Here is a 23,602-nt window from a genome sequence, read left to right on the forward strand (position 1 = left end):
CAAGGAACCGCAGATGGGCAATCGACTCTCGAAAATCTACACCCGCACCGGGGATACCGGCCAAACCGGACTGGCCGACGGTCGTCGCGTGCCCAAGGACCATCCGCGGATCGAAGCCATGGGCGAGATCGATACGCTCAATAGCCAGCTGGGCCTGCTACTCGCCGAGCTTGCCGAAGCCCAGGTGCAATGGCCGGAACTGGCTGAGCTGATCGAGGTATTGGCCCCCTGCCAGCACCGTCTGTTCGACCTCGGCGGTGAACTGGCGATGCCGGAATACCAGGCGTTGACGGAAGCCGAGGTGGCTCGCTTGGAGGCCGCGATAGATCATTGGAATGCCGAGCTCGGAGCGCTCGAAGATTTCATCATGCCCGGCGGCTCGCGGCTGATCGCCCTCGCCCATCTGTGCCGCAGCATGGCGCGCACCAGCGAGAGACGTTGCCAGCAGCTCAACGCCATCGAGCCGTTGCGTCCTGTCGGGCTGGCCTACCTCAATCGCCTATCGGATCTATTATTCGTCGCTGCTCGCCTGATCGCGCGCCGCCAGGGCTGTGCAGAAATTCTCTGGCACGCCGTCAGCGCGCCCGCCAAAGCCGATGCCTGAACGCGCCGCAGACCAACGCCGCTTCCTCGACGGGCTGCACGCCGCCTGGGAAACGCTCATCGTCCTGTTGGTCTGCATCAACCTGGGGCTGATCCTGTTCGACAGCCTGTTCATCGTGCAGCCGATAAACCAGATGCTCGGCAACTGGTTACCCGGGCTGCATCATCAGTACGAGACGGTCATCCACCGCAACTTCCAGCTGATCGATCTTGGCTTCGTCGCGGTATTCGTTCTCGATGTGATCCTCGGCTGGATCGTTGCGTTGTTCGAACGGCGCTATGCGCGCTGGTACTACTATCCCTTCGCACACTGGTATGACGTGCTCGGCTGCATTCCGCTAAGCGGGTTCCGCTGGTTACGCGTGCTGCGGGTTGGCAGTTTGTTGATCCGGCTTCAGCGGCTGGGCCTGATCGACATCCGCAGCTGGGCCGTCTACGGGCTGGTCAAGCGTTACTACCTGATGCTGCTGGAGGAGCTTGCGGACCGGGTTATGGTGCGTCTGTTCAGTCGCCTGCAGCAGGAGATTGGTGCCAGCGACGATCTATCTCGACGCTTGCTGCAGGAAGTCGTGCGGCCGCGCAAGGATCGCTTGCTGAATGACTTGTCACGGCGCCTGCAAGGGATGCTGGAGAGCGGCTATCGGGATCACCGTGGCGCCATCGAAGGCTATGTGGGCGGATTGATTCACCAGGCTCTGGCGAACAATCCCGAGGTTGTCAGCCTACGCCGCCTACCATTGGGCGGCCGAGTCGCCGACACCCTGGACGAGGCACTCGCCGATATCGCTGCTCGACTGCTGCAGGGTGCCGCCGACGGGCTGCAGAGTCCGCAATTCCAGCGGCTGGCACGCAGCCTGGCCGACGAGTTCTTCGAAGCCTGGGTCTATCAGGATGAGAACACTGACTTGGCCTTGGAAGAGCTGCTGGTGGACGTTATCGAGGTGCTCAAGCAGCAAGTGCTCGACCGACGCTGGAGCCGCTTCGTCGGTCCGATCCAGCCGCCCACCCCACCCGGTTAAGACGATCTGGCCGCAGCCGCGGCGCCTTGCTGCTGATCGATGCGGGCACCGACGACCATTTCAGTCGCCCAGCTGACTAGGATATCGGTATAGGCCTTCTGGCATCTCTCGTTGGTCAAGCCGTGATCGGCACCCAGAATGATGCGATGGGTCAGCGAATGCGTCTGCTGAAACGCCGCACGGTAATTCATGATTGTAGTGTGCGGGACCAGATGATCATGCTCCGACTCGACGATCAGGACGTCGCCGCGAAACTCGGCGCAGGCAGCCAGCGCACGGTTCTCCTCGGCGGTGACTCGCCGGCCGCGCAGTTGGTTGAGCAGATCGCGATCCAGCTGCCGCTTGGGCACCGCCCAGTCATCGTCCCGGTACAGCGCTGGCACCCGCATCGCCAGCCATTTGACCGGTCGCAGCGAGGTGAGCAGTGCTGCCAGATAACCACCATAGCTGGTGCCAACCACGGCAATCGCCGATGGATCGATGTTCGGGTGCTGTACTAGCAGGTCGTAGGCCGCCAGCAAATCATGCAGGTTCTGCTCGCGCGTAACGGTCTGCTGTTGCGCCAGCGTGAGGGCGTGGCCGCGCAGATCGAACGATAGACAGATGCAGCCGAGGCCAGCGATGCCTCTGGCGCGCGTCAGATCGCGTTCCTGACTACCGCCCCAGCCATGCACGAAGAGCACCCCCGGCAGCTTGGTCGGAGGCGACAGAAAGGTGCCGGCAATGTGCTCGTCATCCACCAGAATGTCTACGCTTTCGCTATGGGTTGCCATGATCCTCCACCATTGCGTACTTGGTTATGAAGCCAACCTCAGCGTCTTCGCCGCGAAACAGCACCGTCGCGCCCTCCGGCACCGTCGACTCCCCATAGAGCTCAACCGATGACGCCCGAACAACGGTGCCGGTCTTGCCTTGCGCGAATGCCTCCAGCGCTGCGATCTCCGCGCTGCCGGCACCGCCAATTCGCCAGGACTGCTCCAGCACGCCGGAGCAGGCGCGCCCTCGGCCATCGATGCCCTGAGCGATATCGTAATTGCGTCGGGAGGCGTAAAAATTGCGGAAACAGGCCGACGCGGCTGAGTCGTAGATTTGTGCCTGGGACACGGCAAGACGGGTCTTCTCTGGCAAGTCAAGACTCAACAAGGCCTCGAAATCGCCCTTGATGAGTACCAAATCCGAGCCGCCGTAAACAGTTTCGCCTGCATTGTCATGCGTTAGCCGCTGGGTACCGTAGTAGCTCAGCGTTTTTTCGGCCACGCGAATCTGTCCCACGCTAAAGGTGGTCACATGGTCTAGATGGACTTCGAGGACCAGACCGTACTGGGCCAGCTCGGTCTCCTCTATATTTTCCAACGCGTGATCGAGTGCTTGGACCGTGCTGACCCGCTCCTGTCCGCGACCACCGGTGGCACGTACCGGCTTGAGCCGCAGTGCTCCCTCGTTAAGCAAGCGCCGCCCAGCCTCACGCGCATCGTTCAGTGAAAACACGCTGTAGCCGGGCAGAACACTGCCTGTGACCCGCCTGCCGAAATCCCGCGACCAGCCGATGGGCGAGTCGGCCTCAGGCCGCACCAGCGGATGGGTGATCGCCTTGGTTTCGACGAATGCGTGCGGCACGACACCGCCGAACAAATCTCGCTCGCTTTCCAGTCGCAGCTCGCGCGTCAACTCTGCGCCAACGATGGTGCCCGAGGGCACGAAGTACAGTTGGCGCGGATAATCGGCGTTGCGGTCATACTCGCCGAGGAAAACGAGCCCTTGCAGTTCCGCCAGACGCCTGGCGAGCTGCTCATGCACGGCCTTTTCATGGTGGGGTTCGCTGGGTCGGTTAGCGAGGGTCACAACAGCCCCGCGGGGATTTTGCGTATCCGCGCTCGTCATAGGTGGACTCGCTCCATGGACTACTGGTACATGTGCGACGAAGCGGCTATCGCCACTTTCCTCGCTCGTTTCCACCCGAGCCAAAGCGGATCCGGTGTAATGGATAGACCTCGGAGCGTCGCTATCTATCCTTTGCAGCCGGCCAGACCGAACATCAATAAAACCGATGAAACGAAAAAGGGGAGCAGACCGAAATCTGCTCCCCCCTTTTCGTTTCCGTCAGACTCAGGCTTCGACGGAGCTGCGGATCAGATGGTCGAAGGCACTCAACGAGGCCTTGGCGCCTTCGCCAACCGCGATGACGATCTGCTTGTACGGCACGGTGGTGACGTCACCGGCGGCAAAGATGCCCGGCAGCGAAGTCTCGCCCCGTGCATCGACGATGATCTCGCCGCGCGAGGTCAGCTCCACCGTGCCTTTCAGCCAGTCGGTGTTGGGCAGGAGGCCGATCTGCACGAAGATCCCTTCCAGCTCCAGATTGTGGAACTCGCTGGAGTTGCGGTCCTTGTAGACCAGGCCGTTGACCTTTTGGCCGTCGCCCGTGACTTCACTGGTCAGCGCACTGGTAATCACGCTGACATTGGGCAGGCTGTGAAGCTTCTTCTGCAGCACGGCATCGGCGCGCAGCTGGCTGTCGAACTCGAGCAAGGTCACCTGGGCGACGATGCCGGCCAGATCGATGGCCGCTTCCACGCCGGAGTTACCGCCGCCGATCACCGCCACGCGCTTGCCCTTGAACAACGGCCCATCGCAGTGCGGGCAGTAAGCAACACCGCGACCGCGATAGTCCTGTTCGCCCGGCACGTTCATTTCGCGCCAACGGGCGCCGGTCGCAAGAATCAGCGTCTTGGCTTTGAGCGAACCGCCATTTTCCAGCTTGATCTCGTGCAGACCGCCCTCGGTCGAGGCCGGAATCAGGGCTGCCGCTCGCTGCAGGTTCATGATGTCGACGTCGTATTCGCGCACATGGTTTTCCAGCGCACGGGCCAGTTTCGGACCTTCGGTTTCATTAACCGAAATGAAGTTCTCGATGGCCATGGTGTCGAGCACCTGACCGCCGAAGCGCTCGGCGGCGACACCGGTGCGGATGCCCTTGCGCGCGGCGTAAATAGCCGCTGCCGCGCCGGCCGGGCCTCCGCCAACGACGAGCACGTCGAAGGCATCCTTGGCGCTGAGCTTTTCGGCGTCACGCGCCGAGGACCCGGTGTCGAGCTTGGCAAGGATTTCTGCTTCGCCCATGCGGCCCTGGCCGAACAGCTCGCCGTTGAGGTAGATGCTCGGCACCGACATGATCTGACGGCGCTCGACCTCGTCCTGGAACAGCGCGCCGTCGATGGCGACGTGGTGGATGTTCGGGTTGAGCACGGCCATCAGGTTCAGCGCCTGGACGACGTCCGGGCAGTTCTGGCAGGACAGCGAGAAGTAGGTTTCGAAGTGGTATTCGCCGTCGACATTCTTGATCTGTTCGATCACGTCCGCCGCGGTCTTCGATGGATGACCGCCGACCTGCAGCAGGGCGAGCACCAGCGAGGTGAATTCGTGGCCCATCGGGATGCCGGCAAAACGCAGGCTGATGTTGCCACCGATACGGTTGAGTGCGAACGACGGTCGACGAGCATCATCGCCATCGGTGCGCAGCGTGATCTTGTCGCACAGGCTGGTGATATCTTCCAGCAGAACGAGCATTTCCTGGGATTTCTCGCCGTCATCGAGGGACGCGACGATCTCGAACGGCTGAGTGACCTTTTCCAGATAGGTTTTCAACTGGGTTTTGAGATTGGTGTCCAACATGAGCAGCGGTACCCCATTAGTCAAAATCAAAATTTAGAAAATAAAACGCCTGGATAAATCTCATCCAGGCGTTGGGCGATAGAGGCCGGGTTACAGCCCCTACGCAGGCAAGGCGGGCTTAGATTTTGCCGACCAGATCCAGCGATGGAGCCAGGGTCTTCTCGCCTTCTTTCCACTTGGCTGGGCAAACTTCGCCCGGATGCGCGGCGGTGTACTGGGCAGCTTTCAGCTTGCGCAGGGTTTCGCTGACGTCGCGGGCGATTTCGTTGGAGTGGATTTCAACGGTCTTGATCACGCCTTCCGGGTTGATCAGGAACGTGCCGCGTAGCGCCAGACCTTCTTCAGCGATGTGTACGCCGAAGGCGTTGGTCAACTGGTGAGTCGGGTCACCGATCAGCGGGAACTGAGCCTTGCCCACAGCAGGGGAAGTCTCGTGCCAAACTTTGTGCGAGAAGTGAGTATCGGTGGTGACGATGTACACCTCGGTACCGGCCTTCTGGAATTCGGCATAGCTGTTGGCAGCGTCTTCGATCTCGGTCGGGCAGTTGAAGGTGAAGGCTGCTGGCATGAAGATAAGTACCGACCACTTGCCCTTCAGGGACTCTTCGGTGACTTCGATGAACTCACCATTGTGAAAAGCGTTGACCTTGAACGGCTGGACTTGGGTGTTGATCAGAGACATCTACTAACTCCTTTGGGATTCAAAATTTAACGGTGGCTACGATAACGCAGCTGGTCGCATATGGTTAATTGATTGAGAAAATAGCAGCGATATATTTTAGCTATCGCTGCAATATTTCTCGACTTGCAACGACATCGAATACGACAACGTCATCGACGGGCAATTCGGAGCAGGGCTCTCGTGCCGCAACGATGCCAAACGTCAATAAAGCCGAAACCGTCTCACTGCGGCCAGAACGCCCGGATGGCTGCGATGCCCTGACCACCCGCGCGCAAGGCCTTTTCGAGATCGGAGGGGCCAACACCACCCAACAGATAAGCAGGCTGGTTGAAGCCTAACAGCAATTCAGCGGCACGTGCCCACCCCAAGGGCGATGCCTCGGGATGAGTGGCGGTACGCAGCACCGGTGAGAGCGTAATGAAATCGACCCCCATTGTCATAGCCAAATCCAGCTCAGCGGCATTATGGCAGGAGGCTGCGAGCCACTGCCCGACCGGAACTGGTCTGCCTCGTCCGGCATGCTGTCGCAACTGCTCACCTGTCAGATGCCAACCGGCTGCCGGAAACTCGCCCACCCATTCCAACGGCCCCTTCAGCATCAGCTGGGCGCGTCCGGTACACAGCTCCATAACGTCAGCTGCCACGGATCGATAATCGGGGAGAGACAGGGATGGCGCTCGCAACTGAATCAGCTTAATGCCGGTATCCAGTGCCAAGGCCAATCCGCTCAACAGTTGCTGCGGGGAAAGGTCGTCAGGAGTAATCAAGTAGCGATCCGGCAAACGCGCTGCAGCGATGATCGGCCGGTTCGCCGCCGGAAAGCTGTAGCCCGACAACTCCGCAGGCTCCGCCCATACCAGCGGCTGACCCTCTGCGCCGTGCGGCTCGCCGGAGAACGCCAACACTTCCCAGACATCCAGCAAAACCTGCTTGTCCGGATAATCGTGGCGCACCTGAATCAGCGGGCGAGCTTCGGTGACCACAATACCCAACTCTTCCTGCAACTCACGCGTCAGGGCGGCTTCGACGGTTTCGCCGGCCTCGACCTTGCCTCCGGGAAATTCCCAGAGTCCGCCTTGGTGCTTGTCGAGCGGTCGCTTGGCAATTAGCACGAGGCCGTCGGTGGAACGGACCACCGCGGCGGCAACATGGATTCGGTTCATGATAAGAATTAAAAGCTGGAAGCTGGAAGCAAGTTTCCGGGGCAGCCTGCACGACCTGTCACTCTCTTCCTTCAAGCTTTCAGCTTAAGGCCTCAAGTTGTTTTTAGGTCCTATATTCAGCGTTGATGCGCACATACTCGTGTGACAGATCGGTCGTCCAGATGGTCTCGCTGCAGGTACCGCGCCCCAGCTCAATACGGATCTCGATCTCTTCCTCGGCCATTACCGCAGCCCCCTGCTCTTCCGTATAGCTCGGTGAGCGGCCACCTTTACTGGCGATACAGACCGAACCCAAATAGACATCGATCTTGCTGACATCCAGTTCGGGCACCCCGGCGCGGCCAACCGCTGCGAGAATGCGGCCCCAGTTCGGATCGGAGGCGAACAGTGCGGTCTTGATCAGCGGTGAATGCGCGACGGCGTAACCGACATCAAGGCATTCCTGATGATTCTTGCCGCCATTGACCATAACCGTGACGAACTTGGTCGCGCCCTCGCCATCACGCACGATGGATTGCGCGACCTCCATGCTTACCTCGAACACCGCCTGCTTGAGCTTGGAGAAAAGCTCGCCACGGGCTTCAGTGATCTCCGGCAAACCGGCCTGGCCGGTCGCAACCAGCATGCAGCAATCGTTGGTGGAAGTGTCGCCATCGATGGTGATGCGGTTGAAGGATTTATTCGCCGCATCGCGCATCAGGTCCTGCAGCACAGCCTGGGCGACTTTGGCGTCGGTCGCGATGTAACCAAGCATGGTCGCCATGTTCGGGCGGATCATACCGGCGCCTTTTGAGATACCGGTAACCGTGACGGTAACGCCCTGATGTTCGAATTGCCGGCTGGCGCCCTTTGGCAGGGTATCGGTAGTCATGATGCCGGTAGCCGCTTCGGCCCAATGGTTTTCGTCCAGATCAGCCAGGGCCGCCGGTAACGCCGCCTCGATTTTCTCCACCGGCAATGGCTCGCCGATCACGCCAGTGGAAAACGGCAGGATGGATTTTTCCTCGACGCCTGCCAGCTTGGCCAGGCTGGCACAGCTGCGAATCGCTGCCTGCATGCCCGGCTCGCCAGTACCGGCGTTGGCATTGCCGGTATTGGTCAGCAAATAGCGGACGGTTCCCTGCGCGCGCTGCTTGGCAAGAATGACCGGCGCAGCGCAGAAAGCGTTGAGCGTGAACACGCCAGCGATCGTCGAACCTTCCGCACAGCGCATCACGACGACGTCCTTGCGCCCCGGCCGCTTGATGCCGGCCGAAGCGATGCCGAGTTCGAAACCGGGTACCGGGTGCAGTGTAGGTAAAGGACCAAGACCGACAGCCATTGATGCACTCCTATGAAAGGGTTGGATGGCCTTCGGCCATGGAAATCAGGGAGCAAAACGCCGCGAGCGGCTATGCCGGTCGCGGCGCGAGTCAGTACAGGCGGCTTCGGTTATTGAACCTGCCCATGACAATGTTTGTATTTCTTGCCAGAGCCACAGGGGCAAGGCTCGTTGCGCCCGATCTTCTGCTCGGTACGCACGGGCGCCGCGGCGGCGGCCACGCCACCCTCGGCCTCGGCCTCGGGCTCATCTTCCGACTGGTCCAGCGGCGAAACCTCGGCATGTTGGAACTGCATACGCTGAGCCAGTGCCTCGGCTTCGCGGCGCAGGCGCTGTTCTTCTTCTACAGGATCCTCGCGGCGCACCTGGACATGGGAAAGCACACGAATCGCGTCGCGCTTGATGGATTCGAGCAAATCCTGGAACAGCGTGAAGGACTCGCGTTTGTACTCCTGCTTCGGATTTTTCTGGGCGTAACCGCGTAGATGGATACCATGCCGTAAATGGTCCATGGTCGACAGATGGTCCTTCCACAGATCGTCGAGCACGCGCAGCACGATTTGCTTTTCGAAGGTGCGCAGCGCCTCGGCGCCGGCCATCTCTTCCTTTTCTCCGTAGGCATCGATCAAGGATTGCAGAATGCGTTCGCGCAGGGTTTCCTCGTAGAGCTTTTCGTCTTCGTCGAGCCACTGCTGAACTGGCAGACGGGTACCGAAGTCGCTGTAGAGCACCGCTTCGAGCCCGGCGATGTCCCACTGTTCCGGCAGCGATTGCGGCGGAATATGTTGGCTGATGGCGTAGTCGAGCGCTTCACGGCGGAACTCGGCAATGGTCTCGCCGATTTCATCGGCAGCCAACAGACTGTTACGCATGTGATAGATGACCTTGCGCTGCTCGTTGGCGACATCGTCGTATTCGAGCAGTTGCTTGCGCATATCGAAGTTGCGGCCCTCGACCTTGCGCTGAGCCTTTTCAATGGCATTGGTGACCATGCGATGCTCGATGGCCTCGCCGGACTCCATGCCCAGCGCCTTCATGAAGTTCTTCACCCGGTCCGAGGCGAAGATACGCATCAGGCTGTCTTCCAAAGACAGATAGAAACGGCTCGAGCCGGCATCGCCCTGACGACCGGCGCGACCACGCAGCTGATTGTCGATGCGACGCGATTCGTGACGTTCGGAAGCGATTACATGCAGCCCGCCCGCTTCGAGTACGGCCTGGTGGCGCTTTTGCCAATCGGCCTTGATCTGCGCAACCTGCTCGTCTGATGAATTTTCGAGCGCCGCGACTTCGACTTCCCAGTTGCCGCCCAGCAGGATGTCGGTACCGCGACCGGCCATATTGGTGGCGATGGTGACCGCGCCAGGACGACCGGCCTGGGCGATGATCTCGGCTTCCTTATCGTGGTGCTTGGCGTTGAGCACCTTGTGCTCGATGCCTTCTTTTTCCAGCAGGCGCGACACGTATTCAGAGCTCTCGATGGTCGCAGTACCCACCAGAACCGGACGGCCATTGTTCTGGCAATCCTTGATGTCGCCAATGATCGCCGAGAACTTTTCTTCCTGGGTCAGATAAACCAGGTCGTTGTAGTCCTTACGCGCCAGCGGCTTGTTGGTCGGGATGACCATCACCGGCAGGTTGTAGATCTGCATGAACTCGAAGGCTTCGGTATCGGCGGTGCCAGTCATCCCCGAAAGCTTGTTGTACAGGCGGAAATAGTTCTGGAAGGTGGTCGACGCCAGGGTCTGGCTTTCAGGCTGGATCGGCAGCCCTTCCTTCGCCTCGATGGCCTGGTGCAGCCCTTCGGAAAGACGGCGGCCCGGCATGGTCCGACCGGTGTGCTCGTCGATCAGCAACACCTGGTTGTTCTGCACGATGTACTCGACGTTGCGATGGAACAGCTTGTGCGCACGCAGGCTGGAATAGACGTGCGTCAGCAGCCCAAGATTATGCGCCGAATAAAGGCTTTCGCCTTCGGCCAATAGCGTGGCGCGGGTCAGCATTTCCTCGACGAACTGGTGGCCCTGCTCGTTCAATTCGACCTGCCGGGTCTTTTCGTCGATGCTGAAATGACCTTCCTGGGTGACGACGCCTTCTTCTTCCTCGATGTGCTGCTTGAGCATCGGAATCAGCTGATTGATCTGCTGATACAGCTTGGAGCTGTCTTCGGCCTGACCGGAGATGATCAGCGGGGTCCGCGCTTCGTCGATGAGGATCGAGTCCACTTCGTCGATCACCGCGAAATTGAGTTCCCGCTGGTTCTTTTCCTCGAGACTGAACGCCATGTTGTCGCGCAGATAATCGAAACCGAACTCGTTGTTAGTTCCATAGGTGATGTCCGCGGCATAAGCGGCACGCTTCTCTTCCGGCGGCTGGAACGGCGTGACGATGCCCAACGTCAGTCCGAGAAACTCATACAACGGACGCATCCAGTTGGCGTCGCGACGCGCCAGGTAGTCGTTCACCGTCACCACGTGAACGCCCTTGCCAGCGAGTGCGTTGAGATAAACCGCAAGCGTCGCTACCAGGGTCTTGCCTTCACCAGTACGCATCTCGGCGATCTTGCCTTCGTGCAGGGTCATGCCCCCGATCAGCTGCACATCGAAGTGACGCATACCCATCACGCGCTTGCCGGCTTCGCGGCAAACCGCGAAGGCTTCGGGAAGAATCTGGTCGAGGGTCTCGCCTTGGCCGAGGCGGGCCTTGAACTCTTCGGTCTTGCTTCGCAGTTGCTCATCGGAGAGCGACACCATCTGCTCTTCGAGCGCATTGACGGACTGAACCGCCTTGAGCATGCGCTTGACTTCACGCTCATTCTTACTACCAAAGAGCTTCTTCATTAAAGGCGCAAACATATCGACAAAGACTTCCATGCTGGGGATGGAGGCACGGCCGCAGGGCCACCACGGCTGCGTGCAAAGGGGGCATTCTACTCGGAAACGCCTGAGAGGAAAGGTGCCTGCTGCGCAGCTACGGCAACCAGCGCCACTGCAAACCTGCCGACCCGGCAGTCACACGCCAAGACCAATATGGGCGATCTGCCAGCATCTTCAATTCAGCTTCGAACGTGGTGCGACAAGACCTCTTGCCTGTCGTACATCCAACGAGCGCGAGCGCAGAGTCTTCAGATGCTTCTGCTAACATAACGGCTCACCATTTATACCGAGTCGTCACTATGTCGTTGCGCCCATTGCCAGCCCGAGCGCCCGCTGCGCTGCTGCGCGAGGCAAAGCCGCTGAAAGCCCTGTTCGGCGAAGCGAGACGGCTCGATCGCCTGCAGCAATTGGTCGAGAGCCAGCTGCAACCCGCGGCGCGTGAGCATTGCCATGTCGCGTCCTGGCGCGAAGGCAGCCTGCTGCTCATCGTGACTGATGGCCATTGGGCGACGCGCTTGCGCTATCAGCAACGTCGACTGCAACGCCAGTTGCAGAACATGGAAGAATTCACCGGCCTAAGCCGAATCCTGTTCAAGGTTCAGCCTCCCGAGGCACCCCGACACAAGCCTGGACCTTCACCGGAACTCTCCATGCGCGCGGCGGACAACATCCAGGAAACCGCGCGAGGCATTACGGACCCCAAACTCAAGGCCGCGCTTGAGCGGCTCGCCAGCCACGCCAAGCCAGCCGCAGAAGATTGACCGGGACCACCCGGCTTGCGATTGATATTCGCGCAGTCGCAACCCGTCTATGCCAGCGTTAGGATGTTCGCTGAGCTCATCGAGATCGAGGTATCGATGCATATGAGAGGCAACCCGACATGCTGATCGGCGCCCTGCTGATCGCCACCTGGATAATCCTGCTGATCCGCTATCCCATTCGCGCGGTTCCGATTTCGCTGGGCGCGCTACTCGGCCTGGGGCTGGTCGCTGCGTGGGTAATCTGGCAGGAACAGCGCGAAGAACATCTACTTGCCCAACTCGAGTTGCGGCTGACCTACGCACCTGGCGACTGCCCAGCCGCGCAGCCGCTGCACATCACGCTCGACAATCATAGTTCACACGCCTTGCGAAGCCTGCGCTGGGAAGTCGCCGCCTACTCACCCGGCTCCAGCCTGAACCTGGTGGGTTCGAGCTACGATGCACCGCACTACCGTGGACCGGGCGACCTGCAACCCGGCGAGCGCTGGGAGTCTTGCGCGCCCGTACCGCCATTACGCTCCGGATACCGCAGCAGCAGCCTTGAATTTCAGGCAGAACGACTTCAAGGCCACTTCGCCAACTGAGAGCAATATTCGAGACGACACAGCGCTTTCCATTCCCAGCCAAGCAGCTTAAGCTGTATAAAAAACCAGTAGTATTAATTCAATTGAGCCGAGGTGGTAGATGGCCGTCGAAGTGGTGTACCGCAGCAGCCGGGACCTGGAGCGTTTGTTCATGGATAAAGCCGAAGCCGATCGTCACGACAAAATGCTCGAACTGGCCGAAGCCTTGGCCGCAGCATTGCAGAAGGCTTCGCCGTCGCTGAGCGAACAGCAGGCCGACGATATCGGCATCTTCATGGCTAGACATCGGGATCTGTTCGCCAAAGCGTTCAAGAGCAATCCCGAGGCGTTGGCGGAGCTACCGGGCTCGACCGAGGCGTCCTGATTGGAGAACATTGCAGCGCCGATATCCGCTCGGCACTGCTTCCTTCCCACCACAGCTAAAGGCCCAGCGGGCGAAACTAGTTATTCCTCATTCGGTCCATTGGTAGCAGTCTTCCAATCAGGTAACCGGCATGGAAAGTCCATTCAAAAAGATCAGCGATGTATTTCAACCAGGCTACAGCGTCAACTTCAGTATCGAGAAGCCTGACGGCAGTATTCTGCTGACCCTGACCGACTCTGCTGGCGTGGCGGTCAAGCGTTTCATCAGCGCCAATCAATGGCGGGATCAGCAACAACTCGAACGACTGATCACCAGCCTGCAGTTCAGCCTCGCGATCGAACGCGGCGGACAACCCAGCTCCCATCTGCTGACCAAGCATTCGCATCCGACCGTTCAGTAACGTCCGGCCTGATTGCATGCCGGCCACGGCAACCCCGAGCGAGGCCATTCGGTAACTGACTGCCAATCATTATCTTCGCGGGCGACGGTGTTGCTCTGCGCACAGCTTTCTTTTGCGTCTCATCCTTTCCGATCTCGGCAGGTTGCCAGCCATCTGCACTCAGAGCCAGGCCAGGGCCTTGGCGCGGGCCACCGCCTGGGTACGTCTAGCCACTCCCAGTTTGGTATTGATGCGCCGCGCATGGGTCTTGACCGTGTGCAGCGAAATAAAGAGCTGCTCGGCGATTTCCTGATTCGAGCAGCCCTGCGCGATGAGACGCAACACCGTAAGCTCACGATTGCTCAGAATCACCTCATCGCCTGGAGCAAGTGGCTCTTCGGGCTCGCGCTCGAACTGCAGGAGCCGATCACGCAGACTTTCACCTTTGCCGGCAGGCAGCATCCTGGCGAGCCATTGCGGCTGGCGATGCTGAAGTTCGTACAGCGGCTTGACCAGGTGCTGCCTGGCAGCCTCGCCCAGAGCCTTGCGTAACTCCAGCTCTGCCTCGTCATGTCGGCCTTCCAGTTGAAGCGCCTCTGCAAGCGTAAATCGACACTCACAAGCCAAGCCCAGACGCTGCGCACGAAGATTCTGCTCGATCAGTTCGCGTAACGTCTCGATGGCCAATGAGCAACGCCCAGAAAGAGAATCGATCACCGCAAGGTAGCGCTGAACACGTGGCAGCAACTCGTAAAAGCCGGAGGGAGCCAGATACGCTTGCCCCTCGTATAGCTCCACCATTTGAATGAAAACGGCTCGGGCTTTTTTCAGCTGCCCCTGATGCAGCCAAGTCAGGGCGGTAATAAGCGGGAGAATGCCGCGGAAACGCGCCTCCGGGACGTGCCGCCACTGGGTCAGCCGCTCAGCCTCACGCAACCAATGATAGGCCGTTGGGAATTCCTGGTTGCGCGCCGCCAGTTCCGCCAATCCGGCGTAGCCAAAAAACACATAGGAATCGCCGCAGGTTTCGGTCTCGATTCGCCCCTGCTGATAAGCCTCACGGGCCGGCTCGTCGAGGCCTTGATACGCCAGTAAGTGACCTTGCAGCAGCTTCAACCGGCCGATGATCGGGCTATGTTTGACGCTATCGCGTAACACCATGAGCGATTCTTCGAGAACGCCCACGGCTCGCTCGAACTCTCCGGTGAGCTCGAGCAACTGGATTCGGTCGACGTTGAGCATCGCTTCGTAGAGCACGCTGCCCTTGAGCCGAGCCAGTTTCATTCCTTCGCTGTTGTATTGCTGAGCCAGTTCGAGTTGGCTTTCGGCCATGGCCTGTTGAGACAGGGCCTGATAGCAGAGCACGCGCTGCGCCCAGGCGTGATCCGACAAAACTTCCAGCGCCTGGAGACAATAGTTTCTGGCCTCCGGCTCGCCACGCAGTCGCGCAAGGAATCCGCGCAATGCCTGCCACTGGGCCAGCAACTGCGCCTGACGCCGGGCGTCGGGCTGGGGAAAAAATTTCGCAAGATCTGCAAGACAATCGTCTACTTCATCGAGCCGGGCGGAAATAATCAGCGCCCAACCATGCAGGACAATCAGCCGAGTCGTGCTATTGAACAGATCCTGCGGCAGCTCGCTACGCCACTTCATGAAATGCGAGACATTATCGCCGATGAGCAATTGTTCCTGCCCGTAGCGTTGCAGGAAATTGGCTGCGACCTCTGGTTGCCCCGCCCATAGAGCATGCTCCACCGCCTCGCGCATCTCGCCGCGATTGGCGAACCATTGACATGCGCGCAAATGGGTCTGGGTCGGCGATACCGCTTCCGGCATGCGCTGCAACATCAGGGTTAGCGGACGCCACAGGCGAAACCATTCACCGCAGTTGTCGATCTGGCGGATGAACAGTTGGAAGGTTTTCAGGACATCAAGGATGTCGCTGCCGATCCCGTCGAGCACGTGCTCACAAAGCTGCGGTGAAAAACGTGGCATGCGCGCCAGCGCGAACAGGGCTCGGCGAACATCTTCACCCTGCCCTTCAAGCACCTCACGCTGAACGTAATCCTTGAGCAATGGGGTCCCCGCCACCAACCGCTCGCGCACAGCCTGTTCATCCGCGTTGAGTAGCAACAAGCTGACGCCGGCCAGCCACCCCTCGCTACCCGCCAATAATTGCTTGAAGGTATCGTCAGCAAGGTCCAGACGATGCGCCTTGAGTATCTGTCTAAGCTCACCGGCGGTCAGTGCCAGCGCCTCTGCTTCTAATTCAAAAAGATCGCCTTGCAGCAAAAGTCTGGGTAATTTCCATGCGGGTTGCCGTCGGCTGCTGACCCACCAGCTGAGGGATTCGGGACCTTGTTCGAGAAGCATGTCGAGACAGGCATCGAGCTCGGTAGTTGCGTCTCGCGGGTAATCGTCCAACATGATCCACAGCGGTCGCTGAAAACCATTCAATAGGTTAATGAGGTCTTGCTGTACGTCTCCGATCGGTGGGGACGAACCCGTCAGGAATCGACTCAGCTGGAAATAAAGCGCTTCGGCGGAGAAAGGTCGGCCGCCCAGATCGAGCCAGACGAGATAGGTATCGGCAGGCACCAGTCGGGCGCACTCGTTCATCAGCACGCTCTTGCCAAAACCAGCCGGGGCGCAGATTAAACGCAGTCGGCAACGAGCCTCGAGTAAAGCATCGACCAGCCGCGGCCTGGGAACATGCACTGGAGGAAGACGGGGAATAGTCGCAACCTGAACCTGCGCGGCGGCTTCTGTGCTGATCACACCAGGGTTGAAGCGTACGGACATAGCGAGGTTTCTCTTATTCGTGTCAGTCCATTGAGGAGCGCAATGCGCAGCCGCTAAGGCCCCACCGGGATCCGGCTTGCCTGAGTCGTATCGGTGCGCTTATGCGTGACCACGCTGCACGATTCGGCAACTTTTGTCGACTCGCAGAAACAGACAAAGACTGTTCGACCCGATACCCGGCCTAACTGATGGCTAAAAAGTATCATCCCTCGCTTCGCAATAAAAAAAAAGGCGGCCAACTGGCCGCCTTATTCATCACATGGATACTAAATGATCAGCGCACCCCGGCGTTGCGCAGAGCGGCAGGCGTGAAATCCCGAGCCGATGTTTTGTAGCCAAACTCATGGGCTTCTTCTTCGTTGCTCAAGCCAATCGCAATGTAGCGACCGGAAATCACGTCGTAGAGCGCTTCGAACGCATAGGCCGGAACCTTATGCTGGTAGTACTGCAGCATGTGCGCCTCACCTACGCGCCACAGCTGGCCGCGACCGTCATAGAGCTCGGATTGCACGATGGTCCAAGTATCTTCGTCAACGAAGAAACGGCGCTTGGCGTAAATATTACGCTCGCCATCCTTGAGATTGGCTTCGATTTCCCATACCCGGTGCAGCTCATAACGAGCCAGATCCTGGTTAACGTGACCCGCCTTGAGGATGTCGCTGTACTTCACATCGCTGGAGTTGATATCGAAGCTGTTATAGGGGATGTATAGCTCTTTTTTGCCGACCAGTTTCCAGTCGTAACGATCCGGAGCACCGCTGAACATGTCGAAGTTATCGGTAGTCCGCATACCATCGGCTGCGGTACCCGGGCCGTCATAGGCAACCTGCGGAGCACGACGCACACGACGTTGACCAGCGTTATAGATCCAGGCCTGGCGTGGCTCTTTCACCTGGTCCAGCGAGTCATGTACCAGCAGCACGTTACCGGCGAGGCGCGACGGCGCTGTTACTCGCTGCTTGAAGAACAGCAGCGCGTTCTGGGCGCGCTCTGGATCGAGATCCGTCATGTCGCTCGGGAACGCCACTTCATCCTCGAAATGCACCAGGGTGTAGCTGCCATTGGTCTGCGGTGTGGCCTGTACGATATTGCGGCGTACGTTGCCCCCCCGATAGCGGGTGATGTGGTTCCAGACGACTTCCAGACCGTTTTTAGGAATCGGGAAGGCGTAGTAGCGACTGTCAGCAAAGTTGGCGAGACCGTTACCACCACCGACCAGCTCGGTATTCAGCGCGCTTTTCTTGGCTGCCTCGTAAATTCGATCCGGCACCGCTGCGCTGCGATGCGTCGGGAATACACGAATCTTGTAGGTTTCCGGATAACGCTTGAACATCGCCTGCTGGCCTGCGGTCAGCTTGTCTTTGTACTGATCGACGTTCTGCGCCGTGATGACAAACTTAGGCTGCTCATCCTTGAAGGGATTGGTGAGATGTCCATCTTTCAGCGGTGCGGCATCGGTAGCCAGACCACCAGTCCACTCCGGAATGGTTCCGTCGGCGTTGCCCGCCTTCTCGGCACCGAGCGGCGTCAGCGAGTTGCCGAGTTTTGCGGCTTCCTCTGGAGATACGGCGGCCATCACGCTGCTGGCGAGCAGCGAGAGAGCCAAGACACTGAATAGTTTTCTTGTTGTTTTCATACGATTCCAGTTCCTCTTGATCTTGTTTGGCCGGAGGCCTTGCATAGAGCTTGTAGCGCGACGGAGACCGACAAGGGCTCCGTCGCATCGCCAATTGAAGCAGCCTCCTTAAAAGTTCACGCCCATGCTCAGCGCGAGGAAGTCACGATCGACCAGCGTGTTGTAGTCGCCACCGAAGAAGTCGGTGTATGACAGGCTGGCGGTGTAAGTGTTTTGGTATTCAGCATCGACGCCAACGCTGACGGCCTTGGAGCCTTCGTTGAACACAGGTCCGTAGCCATCAACATCGTGGGAAAACGAGACGTTAGGCGTCAGGTTTATACCCGCAAAGGCATTGTTATAGTTCGCCAGCGCCCGCAGGCGATAGCCCCAGGAATCAGCCGTAACAAAGCCATCGTTTCCGTATAGCGTATTGTCCAGACCGTAGATCGAATCACGCCCGTAGCGGAGCTCGCTTTTGCTTTCGAGCCCACCGACATGGGTGTAGCCAAGCTCTCCCACCACGGTCACACGGCCGGCGCCTAGCACTTGATCAAAAAAATGCGTAAAGGTTGTTTGCAGCTGGGTAACTTCCTTGCGGTTGTAGCCGCGACTTTCAACGCCTGCTTGAGCAAGCCCTGCCGCAGCAGCCCCGGCTGCCCCACCGGTAGCCCCGCCGATGGCGGCGGCAGTCGCAACGGTACGCGCTAGCCGGCCAGTTATGTCCGTACTATTGATTTGAATGGGGAGGTTAGGCCGGTAGCTAACCTCACCGGACCATGCTGTACCAGTAGGCAGAGTGGTGGAGAAGCTCGCGCCATATAGACGAATATCTTCCGGATATTCGAGGAAATATTCGCCGTTGCTCAGCAAAATCGGGCTAGCAAGTGCTGGCGTAGCGAGTGCTGCACCGATCGCTGCAGCGTTTGCATTGCGCACATTCAAATTCGGCGTACGGCTGTGGTAGTTCATGAAATATGCGCCGTATTCAGCGGAGTCAGCCAGCCAACGAAACGCAACGCCATATTGACCAGAATCCCGAGCATCACGATCACCGCCGCGGCGAACCAAAAGACCTTCCTGTTCGACATTTATTCCAAGCGCAGCGCGTGTTGCAGCGGGCAAAGCAAGCAGACTGTTAACGGTAGCTGCATCAAGAATGTTGTAATTTGTATCGCAACCATCGGCGACCACATCCGCTCCTGCGAAGAATGTCCCGCAATTGTCAACAATCGTCTGATCCCACTCAAGCTGGTAGAAAGTCTCCATGCTCAGCTGATCGGTCAGGCTCTGCGACACATAAAGCATATTGACAGGTATCAGACCCTCTTTGATTTCAGCGCCAGGACGGCGAAACGCTGCGGCATCGAGTGGGTTGATCGAGTTGATCGAATTACCGATAAACGTGCTCTCCCCCCAGCTAACAACCTGCTTGCCGAGTCGGACCGTGCCCGGCAGGTCGCCTACGTAATAGTTATGGTAGAGAAACGCATCAAGAATCTGGGCACCAGAGGATTGCGCGGCCTCCTTGCGATTGCTGTCACTGATATCTTTGAACAGACGATCTTCATCTTTTAGTTCGAAGTCATACCAGTACTTACCACGAATGAATGCGCCGCTGTCGCCATAGCGCAGTTCAAGATCATGAATACCTTTGAAAATCTTCGAAAAGGTTTCTCCCTTCTTGAAGTTCAGGCGGCCATCGTCACCTGTCTGGGTGAAACCAGTTCCTCCATTGGCAGAACCCACCAAATCCATATCCCGATCCGTCGTCGACCAGCTCGCCCCGATGGACATCGACGAGTCGAATTGACCTTCAATCTCCCCAATATTGAAAGTGACGGCATAAGCCGGTGCGGCGGTGCCCAACGCGACCGCGAGGGCCAGTGTCTTGGGCTGGAAGATTCCTTGCCTTGTTGTTTTTGTCATGAGGCGCTCCTGGTTGGTTCGAAGTACGCTCACCCTAACCACACGGCCGCAGGGGGTTAAGCGCACTAAGGTTTGATTTGTTTTGTAATCCTTAAGTATTAACGACCTTCCCGCTATTGGGCTTCAGGGGTGTGTCGGCTTAATTGAAACGCACCCCCAAGCGAAGCTATTCGAGAGCTTAGCCGCGAACGAAATTGGCGCAACCCCCGAACTAGAGCAGTTGCAAGCTTGTTGGCGGGAAAGTCAGCGAAATCGCGACGGACCGGCTGCTGGCTGCCCGAACCAGAACGCCTGGCACGGTGCCGGACTCACCGACAACGAACGAGAAAGAAGAGCCGCAACGCACCAGAGCGTTACCGAAGCGCAGCGCCTGGGGTGAAACGAAACAGTCGAAGGGGGAATTTGAGGAACAGCTCCGAGCTGTGGCGCATTCGAAGCAAAGGAAAGGGCACTTGCCCAGACTATAGCCAGACAAGAGCGGGGCCGCTTTTAACCGAGGCTATAGCAGCACAACCACATAGCTTGTCGATTTAGGACCGAACTCACTCGGTCCTTTACAAGGTCAATATCAGCAGATGTCGACTTACATACCTTTAACGGCATAGATACCCGGAGCGTTCCGCCAATATCCTTTGTAATCCATGCCGTAACCGAACACGTAGCGATCGACGCAGCTCAGACCGACGTAATCCGCCTTCAGATCCGGACGGGCCTTGCGCTGATGGTCTTTGTCGACCAGTACCGCCGTATGCACGGCAGCTGCGCCGGCATGACGGCAGAAATCGATTATCGCCCCAAGCGTATGCCCTTCATCGAGAATGTCGTCGACGATCAACACGTCGCGGTCGATGAAAGAGATTTCCGGCTTGGCCTTCCAGAACAGCTCGCCACCGCTCGTCTCGTTGCGATAACGCGTGGCGTGAAGATAGGACAGCTCCAGCGGAAAGTTCAGCTTCGGGACCAGCTTACCCGAGAAAATCAGCCCGCCGTTCATCACACAGAACACCACAGGGTTACGGTCGGCCAGTTCACCGTTGATTTTTGCCGCGACCGCATTTATGGCTGCGTCAACCTCGGCTTCGGCGTACAGACAATCGGCTTCAGCCATGACTTGGCGAATGTGTGCGAGATCGACGGACATGGCGATGCTCCAGAAAGAAGGGTTAGCCGGCTGTTAAAAGCGCAGGCGAGGCAGGAAGGACAAGGAAAACAGCCGAAAAGCGGAGTTTACTTGCTGTAAACGAGCATTTTAAGAGCTGCTTTTAACGCAGTGTTGCCAACGCAGGTAGCTTTCAACAGTCTGTGGAAGCAGCCTGGACAGCTGCGTTATTCAAGGAGCGCGACGATACCGATGCAGTTGCGGACAGGGCAAGTGCTGTTTGACCACATCAATAGCCGCTAACACCTCGATGCATTAATCTACGCCGGTTTATTCGACCGCCGGAGTCAGCCATGACCATTCGAGAGATTCGCCACCCGCTTATTCGCCACAAACTTGGGCTGATGCGCCGAGCCGATATCAGCACCAAGAACTTCCGCGAACTGGCGCAGGAGGTCGGATCGATTCTGACGTACGAAGCGACCCGTGACCTGCCGCTGGAGAACTACAGCATCAATGGCTGGTGCGGTCCGGTGCAGGTCGAGAAGATTTCCGGCAAGAAGATCACAGTCGTGCCGATTTTGCGGGCGGGCATCGGCATGCTCGACGGCGTGCTCAGCCTGATTCCCGGCGCCAAGGTCAGCGCGGTGGGTATCGCTCGCAACGAAGAAACGCTGCAGGCGCATACGTACCTCGAACGACTGGTTGACGACCTAGACCAGCGCCTGGCGATGATCATCGATCCGATGCTGGCCACTGGCGGCTCCATGGTCGCGGCGATCGATATGCTGAAAAAAGCGGGCTGCAAGGAAATCCGCGCCCTGGTGCTGGTCGCTGCGCCGGAAGGAATCGATGCGGTAGAGAAGGCCCATCCGGACGTAATTATTTACACCGCTTCCATTGATGAACGCCTGGATAAGAACGGCTATATCGTGCCCGGCCTGGGCGACGCAGGAGACAAGATCTTCGGCACGAAGCAGAAGGACATCTGAGCATGTCGCAACAGATGGAAGAGTCGCTCGGACGCCAAGTGCTGGCCGGCGCGCAAATGCTGTTCGTGGCCTTTGGCGCGCTGGTTCTGATGCCGCTGATTACTGGTATGGATCCCAACGTTGCGCTGTTCACCGCAGGTATCGGCACCCTGTTGTTCCAACTGGTCACCAAGCGTCAGGTGCCGGTTTTTCTTGCCTCAAGCTTCGCTTTTATCGCGCCGATCATCGCCGCCAAGGGTGACTTCGGCCTGCCGGCGGTACTCGGTGGCGTAGTCGCTGCGGGCATCGTCTACATGATTCTGGGCTTTGCGGTTCGCCTCAAAGGCCCCGGATTCATCGACCGTTTGCTGCCACCCGTTGTGATCGCTCCGGTGATCATTTCCATCGGTTTGGCCCTGTCGCCTGTAGCGGTGAACATGGCCATGGGCAAGGCCGGCGACGGCAGCGCTCAACTAATCCCCTACGAAACGGCCATGATGATCTCGATGCCGGCCCTGCTGACTACGCTGCTTGTGGCCGTACTCGGCAAAGGGCTGTTCCGTCTGGTGCCGATCCTGGCAGGTGTCGCGGTGGGTTACGGTCTGTCGTTCGTTTTTGGGGTCGTGGATACCAACGGCATCGCCTCCGCACCCTGGCTGGCGGTGCCAAACTTCGTCACGCCGGAATTTCACTGGGGCGCAATCCTGTTCATGGTCCCCGTGGCGCTAGCGCCGGCCATCGAGCACATCGGTGGTGTTATCGCCATCGGCGGCGTCACTGGCAATAACTTCATCAAGAAGCCTGGCCTGCATCGCACGCTGCTAGGCGATGGTCTGGCAACCTCGGCCGCCGGCTTGTTCGGAGGCCCGCCAAACACCACTTATGCGGAAGTCACCGGTGCGGTGATGCTGACCAAGAACTACAACCCGAAGATAATGACCTGGGCCGCGATTTTCGCGATTGTTCTGGCATTCATCGGTAAGTTCGGAGCTGGCCTGCTGAGTATTCCGGTGCCGGTAATGGGCGGCATCCTCTGCTTGCTGTTCGGCTCGATCGCCGTGGTCGGCCTGAGCACACTGATCCGCCACCAGGTAGACCTGTCCGAAGCGCGCAACCTCATTATCGTTTCGGTGACGCTGGTGTTCGGCATCGGCGGCATGGCGATCGGTTATGGAGAGTTCAGCCTGTCGGGCATTTCGTTGTGCGCGATCGTCGCGCTGATTCTCAACCTGGTCCTCCCCGGCGGCGAAGGCTGGAAGAACAAGCAGCTCGAAGAAAACAGCTGAAACGTGGTATCTGGCCAGCCGCGTTTCGCGAGCTGGCCTTGTTGGTCACCCCGCATCGTGCGCCTCGATCGCACTGCTTGCAGCTATCGCTGAGCAGGATGGGTAGACTGCCGCGATGAGCAACTCATACATCCCCCACCGACAACTGAGCGAAGCGGCCGTTAGCTGCTCTACTTGCGCCGCCTGTTGCTGCCGGCTCGAGGTACTTCTCATCACCGATACCGGAGCGCTTTATCGATGAGGACGCCTGGGGCGGTCAGGTCATGCACCGTCTCGATGACGGCTGGTGCGCGGCGCTCGACCGCGACAGCATGCGCTGCACAATCTATGAAAAACGTCCGTTGATTTGCAGGGAGTTCGAACTCGGCTCGGATGATTGCCTGGAAGAGCGAAAGGGATCCGAGTCGGCGTATCGGTAAAGGCTGGAGGCTGGAGGCTGGAGGCTGGAGGCTGGAGGCTGGAGGCTGGAGGCTGGA

19 protein-coding genes and 1 pseudogene are annotated in these 23,602 nt (G+C 58.7%); 9 read left to right on the forward strand and 11 right to left on the reverse strand.

What is annotated here, in order from left to right; genetic code table 11:
* The first annotated feature begins 13 nt into the window (after window positions 1–13).
* A complete protein-coding gene (locus tag AC2LD7_RS06075; protein ID WP_484596925.1) occupies window positions 14–604 on the forward strand; it encodes a cob(I)yrinic acid a,c-diamide adenosyltransferase in 591 nt (196 codons plus the stop codon).
* Window positions 597–1,622, forward strand: a complete 1,026-nt coding sequence (locus AC2LD7_RS06080; RefSeq protein WP_484596926.1) for an ion transporter — start codon at window positions 597–599, stop codon at window positions 1,620–1,622. Before AC2LD7_RS06075 ends, AC2LD7_RS06080 begins: the two co-directional genes overlap by 8 nt.
* On the opposite strand, the gene AC2LD7_RS06085 is transcribed toward AC2LD7_RS06080, so the two are convergent.
* The 7 genes from AC2LD7_RS06085 to secA all read right to left on the reverse strand — a co-directional run bounded on the left by AC2LD7_RS06085 (window position 1,619) and on the right by secA (window position 11,315).
* Window positions 1,619–2,395, reverse strand: a complete 777-nt coding sequence (locus AC2LD7_RS06085) for an alpha/beta hydrolase family protein (protein WP_484596927.1) — start codon at window positions 2,393–2,395, stop codon at window positions 1,619–1,621. The genes AC2LD7_RS06080 and AC2LD7_RS06085 overlap by 4 nt on opposite strands.
* On the reverse strand, window positions 2,382–3,503 hold the full coding sequence (locus AC2LD7_RS06090) for a DUF3182 family protein (protein WP_484596928.1): 1,122 nt from the start codon (window positions 3,501–3,503) through the stop codon (window positions 2,382–2,384). The genes AC2LD7_RS06085 and AC2LD7_RS06090 overlap by 14 nt, the downstream gene beginning before the upstream one ends.
* 225 nt (window positions 3,504–3,728) lie before the next feature.
* A complete protein-coding gene (gene ahpF / locus AC2LD7_RS06095; protein WP_484596929.1) occupies window positions 3,729–5,294 on the reverse strand; it encodes an alkyl hydroperoxide reductase subunit F in 1,566 nt (521 codons plus the stop codon).
* 118 nt (window positions 5,295–5,412) lie between these two features.
* Entirely contained in the window at window positions 5,413–5,976 is a 564-nt protein-coding gene (gene ahpC / locus AC2LD7_RS06100; RefSeq protein WP_484596930.1) for an alkyl hydroperoxide reductase subunit C, read from the reverse strand.
* Between the two features lie 221 nt (window positions 5,977–6,197).
* Window positions 6,198–7,139, reverse strand: coding sequence for a Nudix family hydrolase (locus AC2LD7_RS06105; RefSeq protein WP_484596931.1), 942 nt, complete (start codon window positions 7,137–7,139; stop codon window positions 6,198–6,200).
* Window positions 7,140–7,242: 103 nt separating this feature from the next.
* On the reverse strand, window positions 7,243–8,460 hold the full coding sequence (gene argJ / locus AC2LD7_RS06110) for a bifunctional glutamate N-acetyltransferase/amino-acid acetyltransferase ArgJ (protein WP_484596932.1): 1,218 nt from the start codon (window positions 8,458–8,460) through the stop codon (window positions 7,243–7,245).
* 110 nt (window positions 8,461–8,570) lie between these two features.
* Window positions 8,571–11,315, reverse strand: coding sequence for a preprotein translocase subunit SecA (gene secA / locus AC2LD7_RS06115; RefSeq protein ID WP_484596933.1), 2,745 nt, complete (start codon window positions 11,313–11,315; stop codon window positions 8,571–8,573).
* A 320-nt stretch (window positions 11,316–11,635) separates the two neighbouring features.
* Between secA and AC2LD7_RS06120 the strand changes: the two genes are divergently transcribed.
* The 4 genes from AC2LD7_RS06120 to AC2LD7_RS06135 all read left to right on the forward strand — a co-directional run bounded on the left by AC2LD7_RS06120 (window position 11,636) and on the right by AC2LD7_RS06135 (window position 13,445).
* Window positions 11,636–12,097: a DciA family protein gene (locus AC2LD7_RS06120; protein WP_484596934.1), complete on the forward strand. Its 462-nt coding sequence runs from the start codon at window positions 11,636–11,638 to the stop codon at window positions 12,095–12,097.
* A 119-nt stretch (window positions 12,098–12,216) separates the two neighbouring features.
* Window positions 12,217–12,681, forward strand: a complete 465-nt coding sequence (locus tag AC2LD7_RS06125; protein WP_484596935.1) for a multidrug transporter — start codon at window positions 12,217–12,219, stop codon at window positions 12,679–12,681.
* Window positions 12,682–12,781: 100 nt separating this feature from the next.
* A complete protein-coding gene (locus AC2LD7_RS06130; protein ID WP_484596936.1) occupies window positions 12,782–13,045 on the forward strand; it encodes a YebG family protein in 264 nt (87 codons plus the stop codon).
* Window positions 13,046–13,175: 130 nt separating this feature from the next.
* On the forward strand, window positions 13,176–13,445 hold the full coding sequence (locus AC2LD7_RS06135; RefSeq protein WP_484596937.1) for a DUF3509 domain-containing protein: 270 nt from the start codon (window positions 13,176–13,178) through the stop codon (window positions 13,443–13,445).
* A 159-nt stretch (window positions 13,446–13,604) separates the two neighbouring features.
* Here AC2LD7_RS06135 and AC2LD7_RS06140 read toward each other — a convergent pair whose 3' ends face one another.
* From AC2LD7_RS06140 to AC2LD7_RS06155, 4 genes are all read right to left on the reverse strand, one after another.
* Window positions 13,605–16,226 carry a LuxR C-terminal-related transcriptional regulator gene (locus tag AC2LD7_RS06140; RefSeq protein WP_484596938.1) on the reverse strand — a complete coding sequence of 874 codons (2,622 nt, stop codon included), beginning with the start codon at window positions 16,224–16,226 and terminating at the stop codon, window positions 13,605–13,607.
* Between the two features lie 274 nt (window positions 16,227–16,500).
* On the reverse strand, window positions 16,501–17,862 hold the full coding sequence (locus AC2LD7_RS06145; protein WP_484596939.1) for a DUF1329 domain-containing protein: 1,362 nt from the start codon (window positions 17,860–17,862) through the stop codon (window positions 16,501–16,503).
* Between the two features lie 108 nt (window positions 17,863–17,970).
* The gene (locus AC2LD7_RS06150; protein WP_484596940.1) at window positions 17,971–19,770 is read right to left on the reverse strand and encodes a DUF1302 domain-containing protein; all 1,800 of its coding nucleotides are present in this window, start codon (window positions 19,768–19,770) and stop codon (window positions 17,971–17,973) included.
* A gap of 583 nt (window positions 19,771–20,353) precedes the next feature.
* Window positions 20,354–20,911 (reverse strand): hypoxanthine-guanine phosphoribosyltransferase, encoded by a 558-nt coding sequence (locus tag AC2LD7_RS06155; protein WP_484596941.1) that lies wholly within the window; start codon window positions 20,909–20,911, stop codon window positions 20,354–20,356.
* A gap of 311 nt (window positions 20,912–21,222) precedes the next feature.
* Here AC2LD7_RS06155 and upp point away from each other — a divergent pair, with 311 nt between their 5' ends.
* The 3 genes and pseudogenes from upp to AC2LD7_RS06170 all read left to right on the forward strand — a co-directional run bounded on the left by upp (window position 21,223) and on the right by AC2LD7_RS06170 (window position 23,545).
* Window positions 21,223–21,861, forward strand: a complete 639-nt coding sequence (gene upp, locus AC2LD7_RS06160) for a uracil phosphoribosyltransferase (RefSeq protein ID WP_484596942.1) — start codon at window positions 21,223–21,225, stop codon at window positions 21,859–21,861.
* 2 nt (window positions 21,862–21,863) lie between these two features.
* Window positions 21,864–23,126: a uracil-xanthine permease family protein gene (locus tag AC2LD7_RS06165; RefSeq protein ID WP_484596943.1), complete on the forward strand. Its 1,263-nt coding sequence runs from the start codon at window positions 21,864–21,866 to the stop codon at window positions 23,124–23,126.
* Window positions 23,127–23,241: 115 nt separating this feature from the next.
* Window positions 23,242–23,545 (forward strand): annotated as a pseudogene (locus tag AC2LD7_RS06170) (YkgJ family cysteine cluster protein).
* Window positions 23,546–23,602 lie beyond the last annotated feature (57 nt).

This window comes from Stutzerimonas sp., from assembly GCF_982611455.1.